Source organism: Mesorhizobium sp. KR2-14, from assembly GCF_040049255.1.
Classification (GTDB): Bacteria; Pseudomonadota; Alphaproteobacteria; order Rhizobiales; family Rhizobiaceae; genus Pseudaminobacter.
Map to the genome: position 1 here is coordinate 44,862 of NZ_JBDZDR010000007.1, position 19,269 is coordinate 64,130.

The following is a 19,269-nucleotide window of genomic DNA, read 5'->3' on the forward strand; positions in this document are numbered from 1 at the left end:
AAGGGTGGTCTTGGCCGGTTCGCCGGTCAGATCGCCTCGCCGGCCAGTTCTTCCGACAGCTTGGACACTTTCTCCTGCGCGCTGCGCTGCATCGGATAGATGTCGAGCACCTTCTGCCAGGCCTGCAGCGCCAGCTGCTTGCGGCCTGTCGATTCCAGGATCTGTGCCATACCGGCCAGGGCGCCGAAATGGCGCGGCTCAAGCTGCAGCACCCGGTCTATGTCGGCCATGGACTTGCGATAGTTCTGCATCAGGAAATGCACCGTCGCCCGCCGGTTCCAGCCCTCGACGTAATTCGGTGCCAGGGTCACGACTTCATCGAGGAAGTCGAGCGCGACGTCGAATTTCTGACCCTGGATGGCCTTCTGCGACCACTGCATCATCAGGTCGATCGAGGCGCTGCCGGACTTGTTCCACTGTTCCTGGATACGGGCGGCGATTCGCTCGGCCGCCTTTTCGTTGCGCTCGCGCTTCAGGGCGCCGAAGAGCGTGTCGAGCCTGGTTTCGGTTTTGGCCAGGGGAGGGGCGTCGCGGTGAGGTGCGGCCGACTGCGCCCGAGCAGCGCCAGACGCGCCGATCAACGCCAAGCCGATACAGAATGCAAAAACGCTCCGCATGCCCAAGGATTTAACCTTCGGCATGGGAACGTCAAATTGAATTTCGCGTGAAACGGGCAAGCCGTCTCGGAAAGCGCGAAGCCTTCCGGCCCGGGCTTAGCCCTGGCGCGCCTTGTAGCGCGGGGCGGTCTTGTTGATGAGATAGACGCGACCCTTGCGGCGAACCAGCTGGCAGTCGCGATGGCGGGCCTTGAGGGCCTTGAGCGAATTCTTGATCTTCATGGTCTGATCCGTCGAACTGGGCCGTTGACCGGCCGAATTGAAAGACGCGCCCGAGAGCGCGTCCGAATTTGTGAAAAGCTCATAGACGAGGTTCCGCCATTCTGTCAACCGCGCCCCGCGATGAATCATCCCGCTTCGCCTATGGTTGCCGAAATTGGCAAAACGCCGCTGCCCCAACCGGCCGCGTTGGCGGTGCCGATCAGGCTTCCGTCAGCGGGCCCAGGCGGGTGAAATGCCCCATCTTGCGTCCCGGCCGGGCTTCGGCCTTGCCATAGAGATGCAGCATCAGGTTCGGCTCATGAGCCAGTTGCGCAGCCCTTTGCACCTCATCCCCGATCAGGTTTTCCATCACGCAGTCCGAATGCCGGGCGGCAAGGCCCAAAGGCAGGCCGGCAACGGCGCGAACGTGCTGCTCGAATTGCGAGATCGTGCAGGCTGCCTCGGTCCAGTGTCCGGAATTGTGCACGCGCGGCGCGATCTCGTTGACGAGCAGCGACCCGTCGGCAAGCACGAAGAATTCGACGCCGATGACCCCGACATAATCCAGCGCCTGGAGAATGGCGAAGGCGGCCTGCTTGGCTGCGGCAGCCACGCCAAGGCCGACGCCGGCAGGCACGGTGGAAGTGTGCAGGATGCCGTCGCGATGGACATTCTCGGCCGGATCGTAGGCGCAAAGGGCTCCGCCGCTTCCGCGCGCCGCGATGACCGAAATCTCCCGTTCGAAGCTCACGAAGGACTCGAGAATCAGCGGCACGCCGCCCATGGCCTTGAAGACACCGCTGGCTTCGTCGGGGCTGGCATTGCGGAACACGCGCTGCCCTTTGCCGTCATAGCCCATGCGCCGGGTCTTGAGGATGCCAAGGCCCTTGAAGTCGCGCAGGGCGGCGCCAAGGTCTTCGTCAGCTTCCACGGCGCGAAAATCCGCCGTGCGCAGGCCGATGCCGTTGAGGAAGGTCTTTTCGGTCAACCGGTCCTGCGACACATCAAGCGCGCGCGGCGGCGGCAGCACCGCCACCGTTTCCGCCAGCACCTGCGCCGCGTTCACGGGCACGTTCTCGAATTCGTAGGTCACCACGTCGCAGCGACGCGCAAGCTCGCGCAAGGCGACCGCGTCGTCATAGGCGCCGACGATCTGGTGGTTCGCGACCTGGGCCGCCGGGCAGTCCGCCTGCGGCTCCAGAACGATGGTGCGGTAGCCCAGCCGGGCGGCGGCCATCGCCAGCATGCGGCCAAGCTGGCCACCGCCGATGATGCCGATCGTCGAGCCTGCGGGGAGCGGGGCGGTCATGATTCCTCCACCGGCCGGTCCGAGACCTTGGCGGTCTGTTCGGCGCGCCAGGCATCCAGCCGCGCGGCTAGTGCCTCGTCGCCCAGCGCCAGCACTGCGGCGGCGAGCAGGGCGGCATTGACCGCGCCCGACTTGCCGATGGCCAGTGTGCCGACGGGGATGCCGGCCGGCATCTGTACGATCGACAGCAGCGAGTCCTGGCCTGACAGCGCCTTGGATTCCACCGGCACGCCGAACACTGGCAAGGATGTCAGCGCCGCGGTCATTCCGGGCAGATGGGCCGCCCCGCCAGCGCCTGCGATCACCACCTTGAAGCCTTCAGCTTTCGCGCCGCGGGCAAAGTCGTAGAGGCGCTCCGGCGTGCGATGCGCAGACACGATGCGGCTGTCATGGGAAATGCCTAGCGCTGCAAGCGTCTCGGCGGCGTGGCGCATGGTTGCCCAGTCGGACTGGCTGCCCATGATGATAGCGACGTCGGCGCGTCCCTTGTCCAATGTCTGGCCTCCGGTTGTCGAACTGGCCTGCTGGAAGTCAGCGTACCGGGGCATTAACGAAATGCCGCCGCTCCCGCAAGCGCTTCACGGCCGGAAACGAAATTGCCGCGGTCAGCTCCGGCCATGTGCCTGTTGGAGCCCCTCGGGCGATTGGCGGCGCAGTATCGGCCCGATGCCTCCGCCGGATCGGACAGTGCCCTCAGGCGATGATATCCGGGATGATCCTGTCTTCCAGCTTGGACATCTTGTCCTTCAGCTGCAGCTTCTTCTTCTTCATGCGCTGTATCTGCAGCGGATCGCACGCAGTCGCAATCATCGCGTTGATCGCCGCGTCGAAATCGGCGTGCTCCTGCTTCAGCTTTGCAAATTCAAGACGGATTTCGGTCTGTTCCTGGTCTGACATGTCCTACCGTCTGCAAAAATATGGCGCTAAAGCGCTGACGGGCAGGCTGGACGCAGCCACCCACCAATGCAGCCTTCATACCACATTTCAAGCTTTCAGGAAATGCTACCACGCCGCATTCGACATGCGGACGATCTGGTGGCACACTGTCATCATACCGTCACAGAGCAATGCCGGCGGTGGGAGCGCCCTGTGGCGGTATGATCGAGGAAACCAGAACGGGAGTACCAATCATGTCTCTTGCCACCCATCTTGAAGAGTTGCAGCGGAAGCACGGCGATCTCGATCGCGAAATCGACACGGCGATGAGCCACCCGTCGGTTGACGATCTTGAAATCGCGTCTCTCAAGCGACGCAAGCTGGCAATCAAGGACGAGATTGAAAAACTGAAGGCGACTACGACGACGCACTGAAGGCTTTTTCAACCGACGCGCTAGCGGGCGCGTTCTACATTCCGGCGGCAGCACCCTGCCGCCGGGTCATGGGAAGCAATTCTCCACGCCGCGACCGAATTAAGCTCGCGAAAACAACCCGCAAACCTCTGGAACTTGGGTGAGCGCTGCAGGTCTGCGCCGCAGCAACTTGGAGGCGCGTGGGCCGGTCGCCGCGGCTACGCCTCGCCTTGAGCCTTGGTTCCCCCGGGGCGGGCGCTTGGGCGTCCAAGGAGCCAACGAGCGTACTCACGCAGCTTTTCCGGCACCAGGGGCTGCGGCTGGGTCGGTTCGAAGGACAGGCCCACTCCGGTGATCCGGCCGTTTTCGTCGATGTCCCGCACGATGAGCTCTATGGGGCCGAGCGTCAGGCGGTCGGTATATTCGACATGCCCGCCGAAGCGCGCCAGCAGCAACTCGCCGATGGTCATCTTCATTTCGTCTTCCGACAGGCCGGTTCCATAGGCGGCCTCGAGCTCGGAAGCCGGCCGGTCCGGGTCCAGTGCGAAGGCGCCGAAGAACTCGGCATCCTCCGGGTCCACGTCGACGCGGCTGGTGAACAGCCGGTCGAGCAATGCCGGGTAGCGGTCGGAGACGAAGATGTAGACGCGGTCGCCGGCAACCAGGCGGCCGAAGTCGGGGAATTTCATCGAAACGCCGTCGCGCACCACCAGCGAGGGGCGGGCCCAGCGCGGCAGGCGCTCGCCGCGCAGCACCGGGCTGCCCGGTACGACACGGTAGCTCAGCAGTTCGTGGTGGGCCGAACCCGGCAATTCCAGCTCCACCTTTTCGATCGGGCCGGCACGGTGCGGCACGATCAGGCCGAGCCGGCGGGCGAGGGGACCGACCGTCCAGCCCTGCACGACCAGCGAGACCAGCACGATGATGAAGGCCGTGTTGAAGATGGCGCGGCCATGTTCCAGGCCCGCCAGCAGCGGGGTGATCGCAAGCAGGATGGAGACCGCCCCGCGCAGGCCCACCCAGGAGATGAAGGCGACCTCGGCCTGGGGCAGCGGAAACGGCTTCAGGCACAGCCATACCGCGATGGGGCGGGCGACGAGGATCAGGAACAGGCCGAGCGCGATCGCCCCGAGAAGGATGGCGGGAAACTGCGAAGGCGTGGCGAACAGCCCCAGCACCAGGAACATGATGATCTGGGCCAGCCATGACATGCCGCTCTGGAAGCGCTTGACGGCAGCCTGGGCCCGCATGTCGGAATTGCCGGCAACCATGCCCGCCAGATAGACCGCCAGGAAGCCCGAGCCGCCGATGGCGCCGGCGGCGGCAAACACCAGCAGCGACAGGGTCAGCACGAAGATCGGCATCAGGCCCCGGTCGAGATTGAGCCTTTCAACCAGGCGCACGATGGCGAAGCCGCCCAGCATGCCGACGGCCGCGCCAAGGCCCATGGTGACGAAGAAGCCCAGCACCAGATCGGTGAAAAGCACCTGGGCCTCTGGATTTACGCCGATGGCGATGAGCTCGACCAGCGTCAGGGTCAGGAAGATGGCGATCGGGTCGTTGGTGCCGGACTCGATTTCGAGCGTCGAGCGCACGCGTTCGCGCAGGTTGATGTTGCCCGCGCGCAGCAGGAAGAACACCGCCGCAGCGTCGGTGGAGGCGACGGTGGCGCCGAGCAGGAAGGATTCCATCCAGCTGAACCCAGTCAGGTAGCGGCTCATCGCGCCGAAGATGATCGAGGTCAGAGCCACACCGACAGTGGCCAGCGTCAGGGCCGGCATGCCGGCTTGCCTCAGCACGCTGACAGGCGTGCCGAATCCTGAGTCGAACAGAATGACCGCCAGCGCCAGCGATCCGACGAAATAGGCGACATTGGCGTTGTCGAACTGCAGGCCAAGGCCGTTTGCGCCGGCCAGAAGCCCGATGCCCAGGAACAGAAGCAGCAGCGGCGCGCCGAAGCGAAAGGCGATCAGGCTGGAGAATGCCGCAGCGACCACCAGTGCCGTACCGACCAGCGTCGCGAGATAGATTGCCTGATCCATTGACGGCGCATTTCCCCTGGCTTCGCTGCTTTTTGAATTTTCCTACAGTGAGGCGAAGACAAGGCGATGCGCAAGCAAAGTCACTATGGCGCATGCATTTTTTTCAGGAAGAGAGAAATTTTCCTGTCCGGAAAACAAAACGCCCGGCCGAAGCCGGGCGTTTCAGAGGATATAGGCTGCTGCCGCTGGTCGCGTCAGGCGATGACCTTGCCGAAGGCGACGGCGGTGTCGGCCATGCGGTTGGAGAAGCCCCACTCGTTGTCGTACCAGGACATGACGCGCACCAGGTTGCCGTCGATGACCTTGGTCTGGTCGAGCGCGAAGGTGGACGAGGCCGGGTTGTGGTTGAGGTCGATCGAGACCAGCGGCTCGTTGGTGTAGGCGAGGATGCCCTTGAGCGGGCCATCGGCGGCCGCCACCAGCGCGGCGTTGACCTCCTCCACCGTGACCGGCTTCTTCGACACGAACTTGAAATCGATGACCGAGACGTTCGGGGTCGGCACGCGGATCGACACGCCGTCGAGCTTGCCCTTGAGCTCCGGCAGCACCAGACCGACGGCCTTGGCAGCACCGGTCGAGGTCGGGATCATCGACATGGCCGCGGCGCGGGCGCGGTAGAGGTCCTTGTGCATGGTGTCCAGCGTCGGCTGGTCGCCGGTATAGGCGTGCACCGTGGTCATGAAGCCCTTCTCGATGCCGAAGGCATTGTTGAGAACCATGGCCACCGGCGCCAGGCAGTTCGTGGTGCACGACGCGTTGGAGATGACGACGTGGTCGTTGCTGATCTTGTCGTGGTTGACGCCGTAGACGACGGTGAGGTCGGCGCCGTCGGCCGGGGCCGAGACGATGACGCGCTTGGCGCCGGCCGTGAGATGGGCGGAAGCCTTATCCTTCGAGGTGAAGATGCCGGTGCATTCGAGCGCGATGTCGACGCCCAGCTCCGCATGCGGCAGCTGCGCCGGGTCCTTGATCGCGGTGACCTTGATGGCGCCGCTGCCGATATTGATGGTGTCGCCGTCGACCCTCACCTCGTGCGGAAAGCGGCCATGAACGGAATCGTAGCGCAGCAGGTGCGCGTTGGTCTCGACCGGGCCGAGGTCGTTGATGGCGACGACCTCGATGTCGTTGCGGCCGGATTCGTAGATGGCGCGCAGGATGTTGCGGCCGATGCGGCCGAACCCGTTGATGGCTACTCTGACGGTCATATGTGGTTCTCCCTGGGAGCGAAAATTCAGTTCGACTTCTTGGACAGGCGCGCTTCGGCGGCTTGAACCGCAGCCTCGGCGGTGATGCCGAAGTGCTGGTAGAGCTGCTCGATGGGCGCGCTGGCGCCGAAGCCATGCATGCCGATGAAGATGCCGTCGACGCCGATGAAGCGGTCCCAGCCCATGCGGATCGCCGCCTCGATGGCGATCTTGACCGGCGCGTCCCCGATGAGGGCGGCCTTGTAGCTGTCGCTCTGCTGCTCGAACAGCTCGAAGCAGGGCACCGAGACGACGCGCGCCGGGTGGCCGCGTGCCTGCAGCTGGTCACGCGCGGCAAGCGCGATCTCGACCTCGGAGCCGCTGGCGAAGATGGTCACCTCCGCCTCGCCCTCGGCCGTGGCCAGCTCGTAGGCACCGTAGGCGCACAGGTTTTCCTCGACATACTCGGTGCGCACCGCAGGCAGGTTCTGACGGGTCAGCGCCAGCGTCGACGGGGTCTTGGTCGTCTCCAGCGCTAGCTGCCAGCACTCCGTGGCTTCCGTGGCGTCGGCCGGGCGGAACACGTTGTGGTTGGGGATGGCGCGCAGCGCGGCCAGATGCTCGACCGGCTGGTGGGTCGGGCCGTCCTCGCCGAGGCCGATGGAATCATGCGTCATGACGAAGATCGAGCGGATGCCCATCAGCGACGCCAGGCGCATGGCCGGACGTGCGTAGTCGGAGAAGGTCAGGAACGTGCCGCCATAGGGGATGACGCCGCCATGCAGGGTCATGCCGTTCATTGCAGCGGCCATGCCGTGCTCGCGGATGCCGTAGTAGACATAGCGGCCGCTGTAGTCGCCGGGGGCGATCGGCTTGGTCTGGCTGGTCTTGGTGTTGTTGGAGCCGGTCAGGTCGGCCGAGCCGCCGATCGTCTCGGGCACCACGGCGTTGATGACCTCCAGCGCCATTTCCGAAGACTTGCGGGTGGCGACCTTCGGCTTGTCGGCGGCAAGCTTCTGCTTGTACTCGGCGATCACGGCATCGAAGCCGCCCGGCAGCTCGCCGCGCATGCGGCGCTCGAACTCGGCGCGGATCTCGGCGTCGGCGGCAGCAAGGCGCGCCTCCCATTCGTTGCGCTTCTTGCAGGCGTTGAGGCCCGAGACGCGCCAGGCGTCGAGAATGTCGGAAGGCACCTCGAAGGGCGGATAGTCCCAGCCGAGGGCCTTGCGGGCGCCGGCGATTTCCTCGGCGCCAAGCGGCGAGCCGTGGACCTTGCTGGTGCCGGACTTGGTGGGTGCGCCGAAGCCGATGGTGGTCTTGCAGGCAATCAGCGTCGGCCGGTCGGAACGGCGGGCCGCTTCGATCGCGCCGGCGATGGCTTCCGGATCGTGGCCGTCGACCCGCGCCGTATTCCAGCCGGACGCGGCGACGCGCGCAAGCTGGTCGGTGGAGTCGGTCAGCGACAGGTCGCCGTCGATGGTGATGTTGTTGTCGTCCCACATCACGATCAGCTTGTTGAGCTTCAGGTGGCCGGCAAGCGCGATGGCTTCCTGGCTGATGCCCTCCATCAGGCAGCCGTCGCCCGAAAGGACATAGGTGTAGTGGTCGACCAGCTCGTCGCCGAACTTGGCGTTCAGGATGCGCTCGGCCAGCGCCATGCCGACCGCATTGGCGATACCCTGGCCGAGCGGGCCGGTGGTCGTCTCGATGCCGGCGGCATGGCCGTACTCTGGGTGGCCGGCGGTACGATAGCCGAGCTGGCGGAAATTCTTGATCTGGTCGAGGGTGATGTCCTCGTAGCCGGTCAGATAGAGCAGCGAATAAAGCAGCATCGAACCATGGCCGGCCGACAGCACGAAACGGTCGCGGTCGGGCCAGTGCGGGTTCTGCGGGTCGTGCTTCATGAAGCGCGTGTAGAGCACGGTGGCGATGTCGGCCGCGCCCATGGGCAGGCCGGGATGGCCGGAATTCGCCTTCTCGACGGCATCCATGGACAGAAAGCGGATCGCGTTGGCCATCCGGTCGTGTTTTTCTCGTGAGGTCATGATTGCTCGCCAAGCCTTGATTTTTGGGGGCTTCACCCCTGTAAAAAAGCAGTGGACACATAGCAGGCACGCCGGATGAGTCAACCAAAGCACCGGCTTTTCGCGGGGAACTTGCGGCCCTTGCGACGAGATGCGGCACGATAGCAGGGGAAAGCCCGAATCGCTTTGTTGACGACGCGTTTGCACGGAGCATAATGTTTTGAGTGTAAGTCGTTCTGAACGCGAACGATTCGGTGATGGGCGGGAGTTTTGACGGAGCCATGACCGGGGAAAGCACGCTCAAAGAGGTAATAAGCCGGCTCGGCAGGGCCATGGATGCCCTGGAGCAGAGCGTCGCCGCGCGCCTTGAACATGAACAGGACTATTTGGAAGCCGAGGCCGAGGTTCAGCGCATGAACGCTGACAGGAGCCGCCTGGCCCAGGAACTCGACAACTCCGAGGCGCGGGCCGAGCGCCTGGAGGAGGCCAACAAGGAGGTGTCGCGCCGGCTGGTGACCGCAATGGAGACCATCCGCGCAGTGCTGGACAGGTAGGGTGTCATGGCGCAAGTGACTGTCACGATCGACGGCAAGGCCTACCGGATGGCCTGCGACGAGGGCCAGGAAGAACACCTGATCGACCTCGCGCAGAGTTTCGACCTCTATGTCTCGCACCTGAAGGACTCTTTCGGCGAGATCGGCGACCAGCGGCTGACGGTGATGGCCGGCATCATGGTGATGGACGAGCTGTCCGAACAGCGCAAGCGCGTGCAGGGCATGGAAAGCGAAATCAGCACCCTGCGCAAGACCCGTGACGAAGCGCTGATGAAGGCCGACAAGAACGACGCAGCCCTTACCGGCGCACTGAGCACGCTCGCCCAGCGCATGGAAGACCTTGCCGAAAAGCTGGCGGCGCGGAAGGGGTAGGGCGGTCACAGGCGCCTATGAGCCGGAGCCCGCGCGACGCGCAAAAAGTGCAGAGATTTCGGGGAAGCCAAGTCCGTCGGACAGTGGCCGCAGGTGGTAGATGCCTCGTCATCCAAGGCAAGCTGGCGCGTGCCGGCTTGAGCGAGTCAGGCCGGCATCTATTTCTGCCCCCGCTCTGGCTGCATGAAGGACGAGGCATGGGTCCCCGGAACCTCCGCACTTCGCTATCGCTCGTGCTCCGGCCCGAGGACGACGGAGGTAGTGTCGTTGCCGGCCAATCTGCAGCTTTGCGGCCATGGGGGCTTTCAGGGTGAGATATAAGGGGAGATACCAACGCCGGCCTCGAAGATTTACGCAGGCGATTTTTGTCTCCGTCGTCCTCGGGCCGGAGTACGAGCGCAGCGAAGTGCGAAGGTTCCGGGGACCCATGCCTCAACATGGCCGTCAACACCACGGTCCAGAAACTGCAACTCGCGGATCCCTCAAACCAAGTGCCATGCAATGTCATGCCAGTGCGGATTATGCTCCTCGATCAGGTTGATCTTCCACTGGCGCGGCCACTTCTTCAGTGTCTTCTCCCGCGCGATGGCGTCGGTAACGAGATCATACTCGTCGAACCAGACAAGCCGCATGACGCCGTAGCGCGCGGCAAATTTGGAGCCGGTACCGGTTCGATGCTGCTGGAGGCGGCCGGCTAAATCCGACGTCACGCCGATGTAAAGCGTGCCGTTCTTCTGCGACGCAAGAATGTAGACATATCCCCGCCGACTCATTTGGGGAGTTTAGCTACCTCGTTGACCGAGGCAAGGGCAGGGGCGCTTCCGCTTGCACGGGGCGGCACCTGACACTGCCCCGCTCTGGCTACATGAAGGGCGAGGCATGGGTCCCCCGGAACCCTACGCCCCTGCGGGCTTCGGGCCCGAGGACGACGGTAGATAAGACGCGCGCAAATCCTCGGCGCTTGAGCTTTGGTCTCCCGCCCTAAGTCTCCCTGGCGACTTCTCAACGGCAGCAACGCCTCGGATTGGCTGGAAACGACCACTCATCCGTCGTCCTCGGGCCGAAGCATGAGCGCAGCGAAGTGCGGAGGTTCCGGGGACCCATGCCTCGACAGAGCCGTCGCCACCACCGTCCAATTCGGGCCCGCAAAGCTTCACAGCAGATGCCGTGCAATGTCATGCCAATAGGGGTTGCGCTTTGGGAACGGCTCTGGCTGCACCAGCGGCGAGGCATGGGTCCCCGGAACCCTGCGCCCCTACGGGGCTTCGGGCCGGAGGACGACGGAGAGAAAAGTGCACTCGCCATTAAAGCCCGCTAGGCAAACATGAAAATCGCGCCGGCGAAGCCGACGCGATTGCTGTGTTCCGGGCCGGCGCCGCCTGGCCAAAAATCACGCGGCGGGTTGCGCCTCGATGGTGCGCAGGGCCTGGGCCTGGCGCTTGGCGGCCGCCTTGACGGCGTCCTGCACCTTCTCGAAGGCGCGGACCTCGATCTGGCGAACGCGCTCGCGGCTGATGTCGAACTCGGTCGACAGCTCTTCCAGCGTCATCGGATCCTCCGAGAGCCGACGCGCCTCGAAGATGCGCCGCTCGCGCTCGTTCAGCACCGACATGGCGCCGGCTAGCATGCGGCGACGGTTTTCCAGCTCGTCCTGCTCGACCAGCATCTCCTCCTGGCTCTCGCGGTCGTCGACCAGCCAGTCCTGCCACTCGCCGGATTCGCCCTCGGTAGCGCGGATGGGCGCATTGAGCGAGGCGTCGCCGGACAGGCGGCGGTTCATCGAGACCACCTCTTCCTCGCTGACGTTCAGGCGCGTCGCGATCTCGGCGATCTGTTCCGGCCTCAAGTCGCCGTCGTCGAGCGCCTGGATCTTGCCCTTCACCTTGCGCAGGTTGAAGAACAGGCGCTTCTGGTTGGCGGTGGTGCCCATCTTGACCAGGCTCCACGAGCGCAGGATGTATTCCTGGATCGACGCCTTGATCCACCACATCGCGTAGGTGGCAAGGCGGAAGCCGCGCTCCGGCTCGAATTTCTTCACGGCCTGCATCAGGCCGACATTGCCCTCGGATATGACTTCGCCGATTGGCAGGCCATAGCCGCGGTAGCCCATGGCGATCTTGGCCACGAGCCGCAGATGGCTGGTCACCAGCTTGTGGGCAGCGTTGGTGTCATCGTGCTCCTGGTACCGCTTGGCGAGCATGTACTCTTCCTGCGGCTGAAGCATTGGAAAACGGCGGATTTCTTCTAGGTAGCGGCTGAGGCCGCCTTCCCCGGAAACAATGCTTGGTAGTGTCTGGGCCATGAACTGCGCCCTCCCTCTTCTCAGGATTTGCCCCCTCAATCAGGCAGGCATGCGGCGCCGGCGCCTCATGCTCTCCGGCGTCAAATACCTTTATATAGGAACAAATCGAGAAAAGCACCCATTTGTTCAACGTGAAACAGATTGTCACGCCAAAGTGAACAAACGGGGTCAAGTTTTTACAGCCTGCGAAAATCCTCGACAATCTCCGCCATGTCGGCGGGCAAAGGTGCCTCGAACCGCATTGTCATATGGGTATCGGGATGGCGGAATGCCAGTAGTCGCGCGTGCAGCGCCTGGCGGGGCAGGGCCTGCACCTTTGCCCTGAGCGGCTCGGGCAGGCGGTTGGACTTGGTGCGGAATGCCGTGCCGTAGTCCGGATCGCCAATCACGGGGTGGCCGATATGGGCGAGATGGACGCGGATCTGGTGGGTGCGGCCGGTTTCCAGCCGGCACTCCATCAGCGCCGCTTCGGCGGCCTGCTTCTGCCCCTGTCCGTAGCGCTCAAGCACCGTGTAGTGCGTTATCGCATGGCGGGCGTCGTCGCGGGTCTCGGGCACCACCGCACGTCGGACGCGGTCGGCGGCGCGGCCGAGGGGCGCGTCGATCGTTCCGGTCATGCGGGGCGGGATGTTCCACACCAGCGCGACATAGGCACGCTCGAGATCGCCTTCGCGGCCGTGATCGGCAAAGGCCTCCGAAAGTGCCTTGTGGGCGCGGTCGGTCTTGGCCACCACCATGACGCCGGACGTATCCTTGTCGAGCCGATGGACGATGCCCGGCCGCTTCACGCCGCCGATGCCCGACAGGCTGTCGCCGCAATGATGGATCAGCGCATTGACCAGGGTGCCCGTCCAGTTGCCGGCGCCGGGGTGGACCACCAGGCCCGCGGGCTTGTTGATGACGATGAGCTGGTCGTCTTCATAAAGTATGTCGAGCGGGATGTTTTCTCCCAGCGGCTCGGCGGGTTCCGGCTCGGGCATCGCCACCGTGACGAGATCCCCTTCGGCCAGCTTGCGCTTGGTCTCGGTTACGGCGCCGCTGTTGACGGCTACCGCACCCTGGCGGATCAGCGCCTGGACGCGATTGCGGGAGAAATCCGGCCCCAATTCAGCCGCCAGCCACTGGTCGAGCCGCACGCCCGCGGCATCGGCGCCGGCGCGAAACTCTTTCATTAGGCCGTCGGCTTCGCTATCAGGGTCGTTCATTGTGCTTCAACAATCCGGAACCGTATGGAAATGGCATCGCCGCACCTGAATGATGACGACGACGAAAAGCCGCTCGACCCCGCGGTCGAAAGCGTCCGCCGTAAGCTGATACGCTTCATGGCCATCAATCTCGGGGTGCTGCTGATCGCCCTTATGGCTGTAGTGGCCGCGATTGTCTACAAACGCAGCCACAAGCCCGACGTGCCCGTTTCGACTAGCATCGGCGTGCCGTCGCCGGCCGAAGGCGCCTTCCTGTCCGGCGATATCGCGCTGCCGGAGGGTGCGAAAATCGTCTCGCAGTCGCTGTCGGGCAACCGCATCTCCATCGATGTCGAGCTTGCCGATGGTAGCCGCGAAATCTTCCTCTTCGACATCGGCGAGCGCAGGATCATCGGCCGCTTTGCGGTGAAGGCCCAGTGAGCTCGACCGCCCGCAAGGTGGCAACGGTCGCGCTGGTGGTGCGCGACTACGACGAGGCGGTCGCCTGGTATGTCGAAAAGCTCGGCTTCGCACTCTTGGAGGATGTCGATCTGGGCGCCGGCAAGCGCTGGGTGACGGTAGGGCCTGCCGGCGGCAACGGCGCGCGCCTGCTGCTCGCCCAGGCCAAGGACGAGGCCGAGCTTGCGCGAATCGGCGACCAGACCGGCGGCCGCGTGTTTCTGTTCCTGGAAACCGATGATTTCGCGCGCGACCATGCGGCGATGCAGGCCGCCGACGTGGAGTTCCGCGAGGCGCCGCGCCACGAGGCCTATGGCTCGGTTGCGGTATTCGCCGATCTTTACGGCAACCTGTGGGATCTGATCGAGCCGCGGCGCTGATAGCGAGGCTTTTCGGCCACAGCGAAAAACATCGTGGCAGGAAGCAACAATCCCGGTTGCGTTTTCCAAAAGGCTCGCCTATATGGCGCAAGTCTCACGCGCCCATCGTCTAGCGGTCAGGACGGCGCCCTCTCACGGCGCAAACAGGGGTTCGATTCCCCTTGGGCGTGCCAGACTTTTCAAACATTTGCGCCTGTCCCGCGGAAAAGTCGTCAAATAAGTTGTCCGGCTGGGTTGTTCTGCTCGTGCGCCCCCCTGGCGAGCGGGCTGTCATCTTGGCTATGAGGGCGGTGTTCAAAAGGTCCCCAAACACGCCCTTCGGCTTATTGCTGGCCGGCCCAATACGGATGGGGGCCGCAATCCCCGGCCCTTTTCCGAGCCGGGGATGGTGTGCGTCATAGGCGCCTATTCGACGTTGCCACACTCGATCGATGTCGACCTTTTCTCTCCGCGTAGCGATTCGAAGAGATGCTCCGGCATGCTTCGCGCAACATCGTAGTCGCGCCGGCACCATGGGCACCGAATTGCGGCTCGAGGACGTGGCCCTGCACAGGATGAACAGAACCTGAGAGAAAACATCATTGACCTCCTCTGGCCCTCAAAATCAGCGATTGAGGGCGCGGCTTAGGGAACTCTGGAAATGGCGCGGGCGCCACCGTCCTCGGAGACGACAAATGTCACCAAACTAAGGCGCTATGTGCCTGAGCTGACACACATAATGCCGATGCAAAATCCCGGGAGGACGGTGCTTCCTGCCGAAAGCCGCGAGCGGCCCGTCGTCTCGACGGGATCATCGCGACGGCTGCATGGGGTCCGGGTCAGTCGCGTAGGACGGATCTACCCTTGGGCACCGTGATCACGATGGACAGAACGGCCGCGGCCACCATCACCAGATTGGCCAGCAGCGCAAAGAATGCCGCCTCGCGCGAGGCCAGGTTTTCCTGATTGCCGACGAAGGTGATCACGCCCTCGATCCAGCGTACGCCCGCGGGATTGCCGGCAATGGCGGTATAGATCGTGGCGGAGATGGCGACGCCGAAGGACGCTCCCAGCGACGACGCCATCTTGTAGATGCCGGCACCGGCACCCGCCTGGTCCTCGGGCAGGTTCGACAGCGCCGCATCGGTGGAGGGCGTGGCATAGAAGGCCAGGCCAAGCCGAGCGAGAAAGAGATCACGGCCAGCACGGTGTAGGCGCCCAGCATCAGGTTGGTCGGCATCAAAAGGATGATCGACAGGCCGACGATATAGCTGCCCCACAGCATCGGCTTGCGCGGGCCAAGGCGTTGCAGCAGCTTTTCACCGACGCGGATGAACGCCATGATGGTTACGGCGTAGCCGATGGTCAGCAGACCGGCCTTTTGCGCCGTCATCGCCCCGCCCTGTTGCAGAAGCAGCATTGCAACCATGATGATCCCCGCCGTCGCGTTCAGCAGCAGGTTTGAGATCGTGGCTCCGGTATAGGTCAGGTTCCCGAACAGGCGAAACTGCACAAAGGCGTTGGGATTGCCGCTTTCGATCTTGTAGAAGGAAAAGCCAAAGATCACCGCTGCGGCCAGCAACCCCAGCGAGGCAGGGCTGGTCCAGCCCCACTCTGCGCCCTGTGTCGCGAAAATCTGCAGCGCAACCATGGTGACCATGAATGTCAGCACGCCAAGCAGGTCGAATTTATACCCCTCTTTCGGGGGCGCCTTGCTTTCCGGGGTGCCGCGCGCCATCAGCATGCCGACCAGCGACACGACGGCGGCAATGATGAAGATCCAGCGCCAGCCGATGTTCTCGGCCATCAGCCCGCCAAACAGCGCCGCAAAGCCCGAGCCACCCCACGACCCCATCGACCACAGCGAGATCGCACGCTGGCGTTCCGCGCCGTCCCAATAGGCCTTCACCAGCGCCAGCGAGGACGGCATGATGAATGCGGCGGACAGGCCCTGAAAGATCCGGCCCAGCATCAGGAAGGTGCCGCCCATCGCCCCCGACGGGGCCAGCCCGACCAGCAGCGAGCCGACGATCGAGAAAACAAAGCCCAGCATCAATATCCTGACGCGGCCGACCCTGTCGGCCAGACCGCCAATGACGACAATGAAGATGCCCGAAAACAGCGCCGTGATCGACACGGCGATATTCATGAAGGACTGTTCCAGTTGAAGATCGGCGGCCATCGCCGGCGCGATGTTCAGCGTCGTCTGGGCAAACAGCCAAAAGGCCAGAACGCCCAGGATGATGCCGAACAGCAGGCGATCATTGCCGCGATAGGTATCGGTGACAGCATATTCCATGCAGGCCTCGAAGTTTGACAGCCGGCGGTCGCAAAATGCGGGCCGGAAAACAGGTCAAGGCATATGCGTCGGCGCAACGTGGTTCCGTCGTCAGCTTACCATAGCCGAGATGAGGCTTGCGCAACGAAAATTCAGCGGCCAGGCGCGACTGCCACGAGCGCTATGAGGATGGCTACGATCATAGGCACGGGTGCCACACCGAGGCGACCCGCGAAAGGACGTGGCCATATGGTCGTCAGATATCTCGGCCCGGGCCGGGCGTCGCCTCACTTGGCACTGGAAGCAACATCGAACGCTCGCGCAGCCAAGGGTGGATTTCCACCGCTTGACGCAACGCCTCCTGACCGAGTTCCATGCGGCCCTGGCGCATCAGGATCATCGCCTTGCCGGCGAGCGCAGCGAAGTGCTTCGGCTCGAGCGCCAGCGCCCGCTCGATGTCTTCCAGCGAGCCGTCGAAATCCTCTTTCAGGAAACGGACGAAGGCGCGCTGATTCCAGCCCTCGGAGTAGCCGGACGCCTGCATGACAACGCGGTCGAGGATCACCAGCGCCTTGTCGAAATCATAGCTCTCTCGCGCGTCCATCGCGTCAGCGACGGCGCGGGCGATGTCGAGGCTGGGCGCCATCTCCATCCACATGCGCCAGACCGCATCCTCGGCCAGCCGGCCTTCCCGCTCCGTCATCGCGTTGCGCAGCCGCCTGAAGAGTTCGTCGCGGCGCATCGCGGCGGCGTCATCGCTGCCTTGCGCGAAGGTGGGCCACGGTAGCAGGAGTAAGGCCAGAAGGAGGCTGCGGCGGGTCGGCATCGAATATACTCCGTTCAAGTACGAAGATCGTTGCCCGGTTAAGGCACATCGCGCGGCGAGATGCTGCACGAGCACTAAATACCATCATAGGTCAGCCGGAGATATTTTTGTTACAGGACTGCGGAGTTCCACGAGGATATTACTGAAACTGCTCGCGCTCATCCGCCAGGCCTCGGAACATCTCCAATGCCGGCGTGAGGGTGAGCATCATGATATTGATCGAATCCACGGGCCGCTCGACAGGATTGGTGAAGAAGCCCGGCTTATCCTTCTCATTGGCCTTGTGCGGAATGACTGGAATGACACCAGCCTTGCGGGCCAAAACGTGCACGCGTCAAGGTGTCGTCGTGCCGGGGCTGGAGCGCCCCGGCATGTATGGTCCTAGACGAGCGGGCGCCCCTCAGCGCGCGCTTCGCGCCATTCACGCGTGAAGGCCGACGCCAACACAAACAGGACGCCGGCAACAAGGACCGGCCACATCAGCACATAGGCTGTGAGTGCGAAGGTGGACATGAGGTTTCCTTTCCAATTCAGGCGACAGCCTGCTCATCGTCAAAACGGCTCGTCATCTTTCGGATCGTCGTGAAGTCGAAACGGCTGGAGCTTGTGAGCGAGAGCGCGATGCACAGGATGGCGCTGACTGCATAGGCGAGCAGCGAGGCCGTCAGCACCGAATGGGTGTGCATGAAGCCGACGGCGAAAGGCAGCACGCCGACGAAGGCGACGGCACCGGCGAAGAGGCCGACACGAATGCCAAAAAAGCCGAACGCCATCAGGCCCATGATCACGCCGACACCGACCGAAGCGATGATATCCGAGATGACGGCGATGCCTCCGGAGAGCTCGATCAGGCCGAACCGGACGGGGAAGAACACAACCAGTGCGGCAAGCACCGAGACCGTGAACGCCGTGTTGGTCACCCTGTTCCAGTAGAAGCTGGCAATCACCGGGAACACCAGTGCTCCCCAGATGGCGCCGACCAGCACCAGCAGTTCGAGGATATTGAAACGGCTGCTGGCGAAATAAAGCGCTGCGCCGGTCGCCACGATCATCGTCAGGCGTCCGATCAGCAGCATCAGCTGCGGGTTGGCATCACCATTGGCGATGTTGCGTCCGTAGATATCCGCCATCGCGATCGACGACAGAGCCGACAGGTCGGAATCCGCCGTGGAGGCCAGCGAGCCGATGATCAGCAGAAAGAACACGCACAGCATCCCGATACCGAGATAGCTCGCGGCCAACTGCGGCACGAGATTGTTCGTGTCGCCGTCGAGCGGCTCGATGCCGAGATAGAGCGCCAGAACGCCGAGCATCCCGACGCCGATCACCGTTGCGCCATAGCCGATCGTTGCCGTGACGAAGGTCGGCTTGATCATGTCCTCGCGCACCGCGAACAGGCGCTGGGCGATGGTTTGGTTGCCGATCGCGTAGGCCAGAACCGCGCAGATATAGGGCGCGCCCTGGTTGAAGAAGGCTTCCGAGGAAAAGAAGTTCTGTTGCTCGGCCGTCAAATTGTGAACGCCGGCCTCGAAGAGCGAAGGGCCGCCAGTGCTGAAGAAGATCGCGGGCACGATCACGATGACTGCACCGAGCATCCCGCAGACCTGGATGAAGTCGGTCAGGATCGAGGCTCGCAGACCGGACCAGAGCGTGTAGAGCAGAACACCTGCCGCTACGATCAGGATGCCAGTCGAAAAGGAGAGTGGGGAGAGCATCGCGATCAGTGCGCCGCCGGCGATGAAGTTCGAGGTCAGGCTGATGACGCTGCCGACGACATTGGAGCCGGCGAGGATCAGCTGGCTCGACCGGCCGTGCCGCGCATGCAGGATCTCCGCCAGCGTGTGCGCTTCGGGCGCAAGCGAGCGGATGCGCCTTCCGAACGGATAGATGAACAGGATCATCAGCGCGCCCCAAAGCCCGTAATGGATCGGGCCCGAAACTCCATAGGTGTAGCCGGAGGTGGCGGAGGCATAGAGAGAGGAGGCCCAGATCCAGGTTGCCGTCATCGAGGCGGCGGAGACGCCGAAGCCGACCCGGTTGCCGGCAGTCATGTAGCTGTCGGCGTTTTCCCGCTTCTGACCGATGGACAGGGAGATGATGAAGGTTAGTCCGAAGAAGAGAAATAAAAGCAGAAGAGTGAGAGGGGTTCCTAGTTGTTGAAGTTGCATCATTCCTATTTTCACGCTTTCGTCGCGCGGCTCGAAGAAAATGCAGACCCGTCCTGCAGCGAGTGCAGGAAGGACATGTCCGCGCGGCCAATAAGCGGCAA

General features: G+C 63.5%; 22 protein-coding genes and 1 tRNA gene. 6 read left to right on the top strand and 17 right to left on the bottom strand.

All coding sequences use genetic code 11. From position 1 onward, the window contains the following. Nucleotides 1-26 precede the first annotated feature (26 nt). The 5 genes from ABLE86_RS17365 to ABLE86_RS17385 all read right to left on the bottom strand — a co-directional run bounded on the left by ABLE86_RS17365 (nt 27) and on the right by ABLE86_RS17385 (nt 3,024). Nucleotides 27-617, bottom strand: coding sequence for a hypothetical protein (locus ABLE86_RS17365; protein ID WP_348780231.1), 591 nt, complete (start codon nt 615-617; stop codon nt 27-29). 96 nt (nt 618-713) lie between these two features. After that, nucleotides 714-839, bottom strand: a complete 126-nt coding sequence (gene ykgO / locus ABLE86_RS17370) for a type B 50S ribosomal protein L36 (RefSeq protein WP_348780232.1) — start codon at nt 837-839, stop codon at nt 714-716. 199 nt (nt 840-1,038) lie between these two features. Then, nucleotides 1,039-2,127 (bottom strand): 5-(carboxyamino)imidazole ribonucleotide synthase, encoded by a 1,089-nt coding sequence (locus ABLE86_RS17375; protein ID WP_348780233.1) that lies wholly within the window; start codon nt 2,125-2,127, stop codon nt 1,039-1,041. Next, the gene (gene purE, locus ABLE86_RS17380; protein WP_348780234.1) at nt 2,124-2,621 is read right to left on the bottom strand and encodes a 5-(carboxyamino)imidazole ribonucleotide mutase; all 498 of its coding nucleotides are present in this window, start codon (nt 2,619-2,621) and stop codon (nt 2,124-2,126) included. The genes ABLE86_RS17375 and purE overlap by 4 nt, the downstream gene beginning before the upstream one ends. A gap of 199 nt (nt 2,622-2,820) precedes the next feature. After that, a complete protein-coding gene (locus tag ABLE86_RS17385) occupies nt 2,821-3,024 on the bottom strand; it encodes a DUF465 domain-containing protein (RefSeq protein ID WP_348780235.1) in 204 nt (67 codons plus the stop codon). 233 nt (nt 3,025-3,257) lie between these two features. On the opposite strand from ABLE86_RS17385, the gene ABLE86_RS17390 reads away from it, so the two are divergent. Continuing rightward, the gene (locus tag ABLE86_RS17390; protein WP_348780236.1) at nt 3,258-3,437 is read left to right on the top strand and encodes a YdcH family protein; all 180 of its coding nucleotides are present in this window, start codon (nt 3,258-3,260) and stop codon (nt 3,435-3,437) included. Nucleotides 3,438-3,634: 197 nt separating this feature from the next. Here the strand turns inward: ABLE86_RS17390 and ABLE86_RS17395 are convergent, their stop codons facing one another. From ABLE86_RS17395 to tkt, 3 genes are all read right to left on the bottom strand, one after another. Then, the gene (locus ABLE86_RS17395) at nt 3,635-5,458 is read right to left on the bottom strand and encodes a potassium/proton antiporter (RefSeq protein ID WP_348780237.1); all 1,824 of its coding nucleotides are present in this window, start codon (nt 5,456-5,458) and stop codon (nt 3,635-3,637) included. 194 nt (nt 5,459-5,652) lie between these two features. Continuing rightward, complete coding sequence (gap, locus tag ABLE86_RS17400; RefSeq protein WP_348780238.1) at nt 5,653-6,663, bottom strand: type I glyceraldehyde-3-phosphate dehydrogenase; 1,011 nt, start codon at nt 6,661-6,663, stop codon at nt 5,653-5,655. 26 nt (nt 6,664-6,689) lie between these two features. Further along, nucleotides 6,690-8,687, bottom strand: a complete 1,998-nt coding sequence (tkt, locus tag ABLE86_RS17405) for a transketolase (protein ID WP_348780239.1) — start codon at nt 8,685-8,687, stop codon at nt 6,690-6,692. A gap of 260 nt (nt 8,688-8,947) precedes the next feature. Between tkt and ABLE86_RS17410 the strand changes: the two genes are divergently transcribed. Beyond that, nucleotides 8,948-9,220, top strand: coding sequence for a DUF4164 domain-containing protein (locus ABLE86_RS17410; RefSeq protein WP_348780240.1), 273 nt, complete (start codon nt 8,948-8,950; stop codon nt 9,218-9,220). A 6-nt stretch (nt 9,221-9,226) separates the two neighbouring features. Further along, nucleotides 9,227-9,592, top strand: a complete 366-nt coding sequence (locus tag ABLE86_RS17415) for a cell division protein ZapA (RefSeq protein WP_348780241.1) — start codon at nt 9,227-9,229, stop codon at nt 9,590-9,592. Nucleotides 9,593-10,074: 482 nt separating this feature from the next. Here ABLE86_RS17415 and ABLE86_RS17420 read toward each other — a convergent pair whose 3' ends face one another. From ABLE86_RS17420 to ABLE86_RS17430, 3 genes are all read right to left on the bottom strand, one after another. Continuing rightward, nucleotides 10,075-10,365, bottom strand: coding sequence for a GIY-YIG nuclease family protein (locus tag ABLE86_RS17420; protein WP_348780242.1), 291 nt, complete (start codon nt 10,363-10,365; stop codon nt 10,075-10,077). 617 nt (nt 10,366-10,982) lie between these two features. After that, the gene (gene rpoH / locus ABLE86_RS17425) at nt 10,983-11,894 is read right to left on the bottom strand and encodes an RNA polymerase sigma factor RpoH (RefSeq protein WP_348780243.1); all 912 of its coding nucleotides are present in this window, start codon (nt 11,892-11,894) and stop codon (nt 10,983-10,985) included. A gap of 176 nt (nt 11,895-12,070) precedes the next feature. Then, on the bottom strand, nt 12,071-13,099 hold the full coding sequence (locus ABLE86_RS17430; RefSeq protein ID WP_348780244.1) for an RluA family pseudouridine synthase: 1,029 nt from the start codon (nt 13,097-13,099) through the stop codon (nt 12,071-12,073). Between the two features lie 30 nt (nt 13,100-13,129). Here ABLE86_RS17430 and ABLE86_RS17435 point away from each other — a divergent pair, with 30 nt between their 5' ends. The 3 genes from ABLE86_RS17435 (at nt 13,130) to ABLE86_RS17445 (ending at nt 14,090) form a co-directional block, all read left to right on the top strand. After that, nucleotides 13,130-13,519 carry a fimbrial protein gene (locus tag ABLE86_RS17435; protein WP_348780245.1) on the top strand — a complete coding sequence of 130 codons (390 nt, stop codon included), beginning with the start codon at nt 13,130-13,132 and terminating at the stop codon, nt 13,517-13,519. After that, a complete protein-coding gene (locus tag ABLE86_RS17440; protein WP_348780246.1) occupies nt 13,516-13,917 on the top strand; it encodes a VOC family protein in 402 nt (133 codons plus the stop codon). Before ABLE86_RS17435 ends, ABLE86_RS17440 begins: the two co-directional genes overlap by 4 nt. Nucleotides 13,918-14,015: 98 nt before the next feature. Next, a tRNA-Glu gene (locus ABLE86_RS17445) sits at nt 14,016-14,090 on the top strand. 645 nt (nt 14,091-14,735) lie between these two features. On the opposite strand, the gene ABLE86_RS17450 is transcribed toward ABLE86_RS17445, so the two are convergent. The 6 genes from ABLE86_RS17450 to ABLE86_RS17475 form a co-directional block, all read right to left on the bottom strand. After that, entirely contained in the window at nt 14,736-14,882 is a 147-nt protein-coding gene (locus ABLE86_RS17450; protein WP_348780247.1) for a hypothetical protein, read from the bottom strand. Then, the gene (locus ABLE86_RS17455; protein ID WP_348780248.1) at nt 14,879-16,195 is read right to left on the bottom strand and encodes an MFS transporter; all 1,317 of its coding nucleotides are present in this window, start codon (nt 16,193-16,195) and stop codon (nt 14,879-14,881) included. The genes ABLE86_RS17450 and ABLE86_RS17455 overlap by 4 nt, the downstream gene beginning before the upstream one ends. Nucleotides 16,196-16,430: 235 nt before the next feature. Next, entirely contained in the window at nt 16,431-17,000 is a 570-nt protein-coding gene (locus ABLE86_RS17460) for a hypothetical protein (RefSeq protein WP_348780249.1), read from the bottom strand. Nucleotides 17,001-17,139: 139 nt separating this feature from the next. Continuing rightward, entirely contained in the window at nt 17,140-17,331 is a 192-nt protein-coding gene (locus ABLE86_RS17465) for a hypothetical protein (protein ID WP_348780250.1), read from the bottom strand. A 50-nt stretch (nt 17,332-17,381) separates the two neighbouring features. Continuing rightward, entirely contained in the window at nt 17,382-17,513 is a 132-nt protein-coding gene (locus tag ABLE86_RS17470; RefSeq protein ID WP_348780251.1) for a putative transporter small subunit, read from the bottom strand. Between the two features lie 17 nt (nt 17,514-17,530). Further along, nucleotides 17,531-19,171: a sodium:solute symporter family protein gene (locus tag ABLE86_RS17475; protein ID WP_348780252.1), complete on the bottom strand. Its 1,641-nt coding sequence runs from the start codon at nt 19,169-19,171 to the stop codon at nt 17,531-17,533. Nucleotides 19,172-19,269: the final 98 nt, after the last annotated feature.

What these genes read in the sequence shown, in the direction of transcription:
- ABLE86_RS17365 (WP_348780231.1), bottom strand. Translation starts at nt 617, where the DNA reads ATGCGGAGCGTTTTTGCATTCTGTATCGGCTTGGCGTTGATCGGCGCG.
- ykgO (WP_348780232.1), bottom strand. Translation starts at nt 839, where the DNA reads ATGAAGATCAAGAATTCGCTCAAGGCCCTCAAGGCCCGCCATCGCGAC.
- ABLE86_RS17375 (WP_348780233.1), bottom strand. Translation starts at nt 2,127, where the DNA reads ATGACCGCCCCGCTCCCCGCAGGCTCGACGATCGGCATCATCGGCGGT.
- ABLE86_RS17385 (WP_348780235.1), bottom strand. Translation starts at nt 3,024, where the DNA reads ATGTCAGACCAGGAACAGACCGAAATCCGTCTTGAATTTGCAAAGCTG.
- ABLE86_RS17390 (WP_348780236.1), top strand. Translation starts at nt 3,258, where the DNA reads ATGTCTCTTGCCACCCATCTTGAAGAGTTGCAGCGGAAGCACGGCGAT.
- ABLE86_RS17395 (WP_348780237.1), bottom strand. Translation starts at nt 5,458, where the DNA reads ATGGATCAGGCAATCTATCTCGCGACGCTGGTCGGTACGGCACTGGTG.
- gap (WP_348780238.1), bottom strand. Translation starts at nt 6,663, where the DNA reads ATGACCGTCAGAGTAGCCATCAACGGGTTCGGCCGCATCGGCCGCAAC.
- tkt (WP_348780239.1), bottom strand. Translation starts at nt 8,687, where the DNA reads ATGACCTCACGAGAAAAACACGACCGGATGGCCAACGCGATCCGCTTT.
- ABLE86_RS17410 (WP_348780240.1), top strand. Translation starts at nt 8,948, where the DNA reads ATGACCGGGGAAAGCACGCTCAAAGAGGTAATAAGCCGGCTCGGCAGG.
- ABLE86_RS17415 (WP_348780241.1), top strand. Translation starts at nt 9,227, where the DNA reads ATGGCGCAAGTGACTGTCACGATCGACGGCAAGGCCTACCGGATGGCC.
- ABLE86_RS17420 (WP_348780242.1), bottom strand. Translation starts at nt 10,365, where the DNA reads ATGAGTCGGCGGGGATATGTCTACATTCTTGCGTCGCAGAAGAACGGC.
- rpoH (WP_348780243.1), bottom strand. Translation starts at nt 11,894, where the DNA reads ATGGCCCAGACACTACCAAGCATTGTTTCCGGGGAAGGCGGCCTCAGC.
- ABLE86_RS17430 (WP_348780244.1), bottom strand. Translation starts at nt 13,099, where the DNA reads ATGAACGACCCTGATAGCGAAGCCGACGGCCTAATGAAAGAGTTTCGC.
- ABLE86_RS17435 (WP_348780245.1), top strand. Translation starts at nt 13,130, where the DNA reads ATGGCATCGCCGCACCTGAATGATGACGACGACGAAAAGCCGCTCGAC.
- ABLE86_RS17455 (WP_348780248.1), bottom strand. Translation starts at nt 16,195, where the DNA reads ATGGAATATGCTGTCACCGATACCTATCGCGGCAATGATCGCCTGCTG.
- ABLE86_RS17460 (WP_348780249.1), bottom strand. Translation starts at nt 17,000, where the DNA reads ATGCCGACCCGCCGCAGCCTCCTTCTGGCCTTACTCCTGCTACCGTGG.
- ABLE86_RS17470 (WP_348780251.1), bottom strand. Translation starts at nt 17,513, where the DNA reads ATGTCCACCTTCGCACTCACAGCCTATGTGCTGATGTGGCCGGTCCTT.
- ABLE86_RS17475 (WP_348780252.1), bottom strand. Translation starts at nt 19,171, where the DNA reads ATGATGCAACTTCAACAACTAGGAACCCCTCTCACTCTTCTGCTTTTA.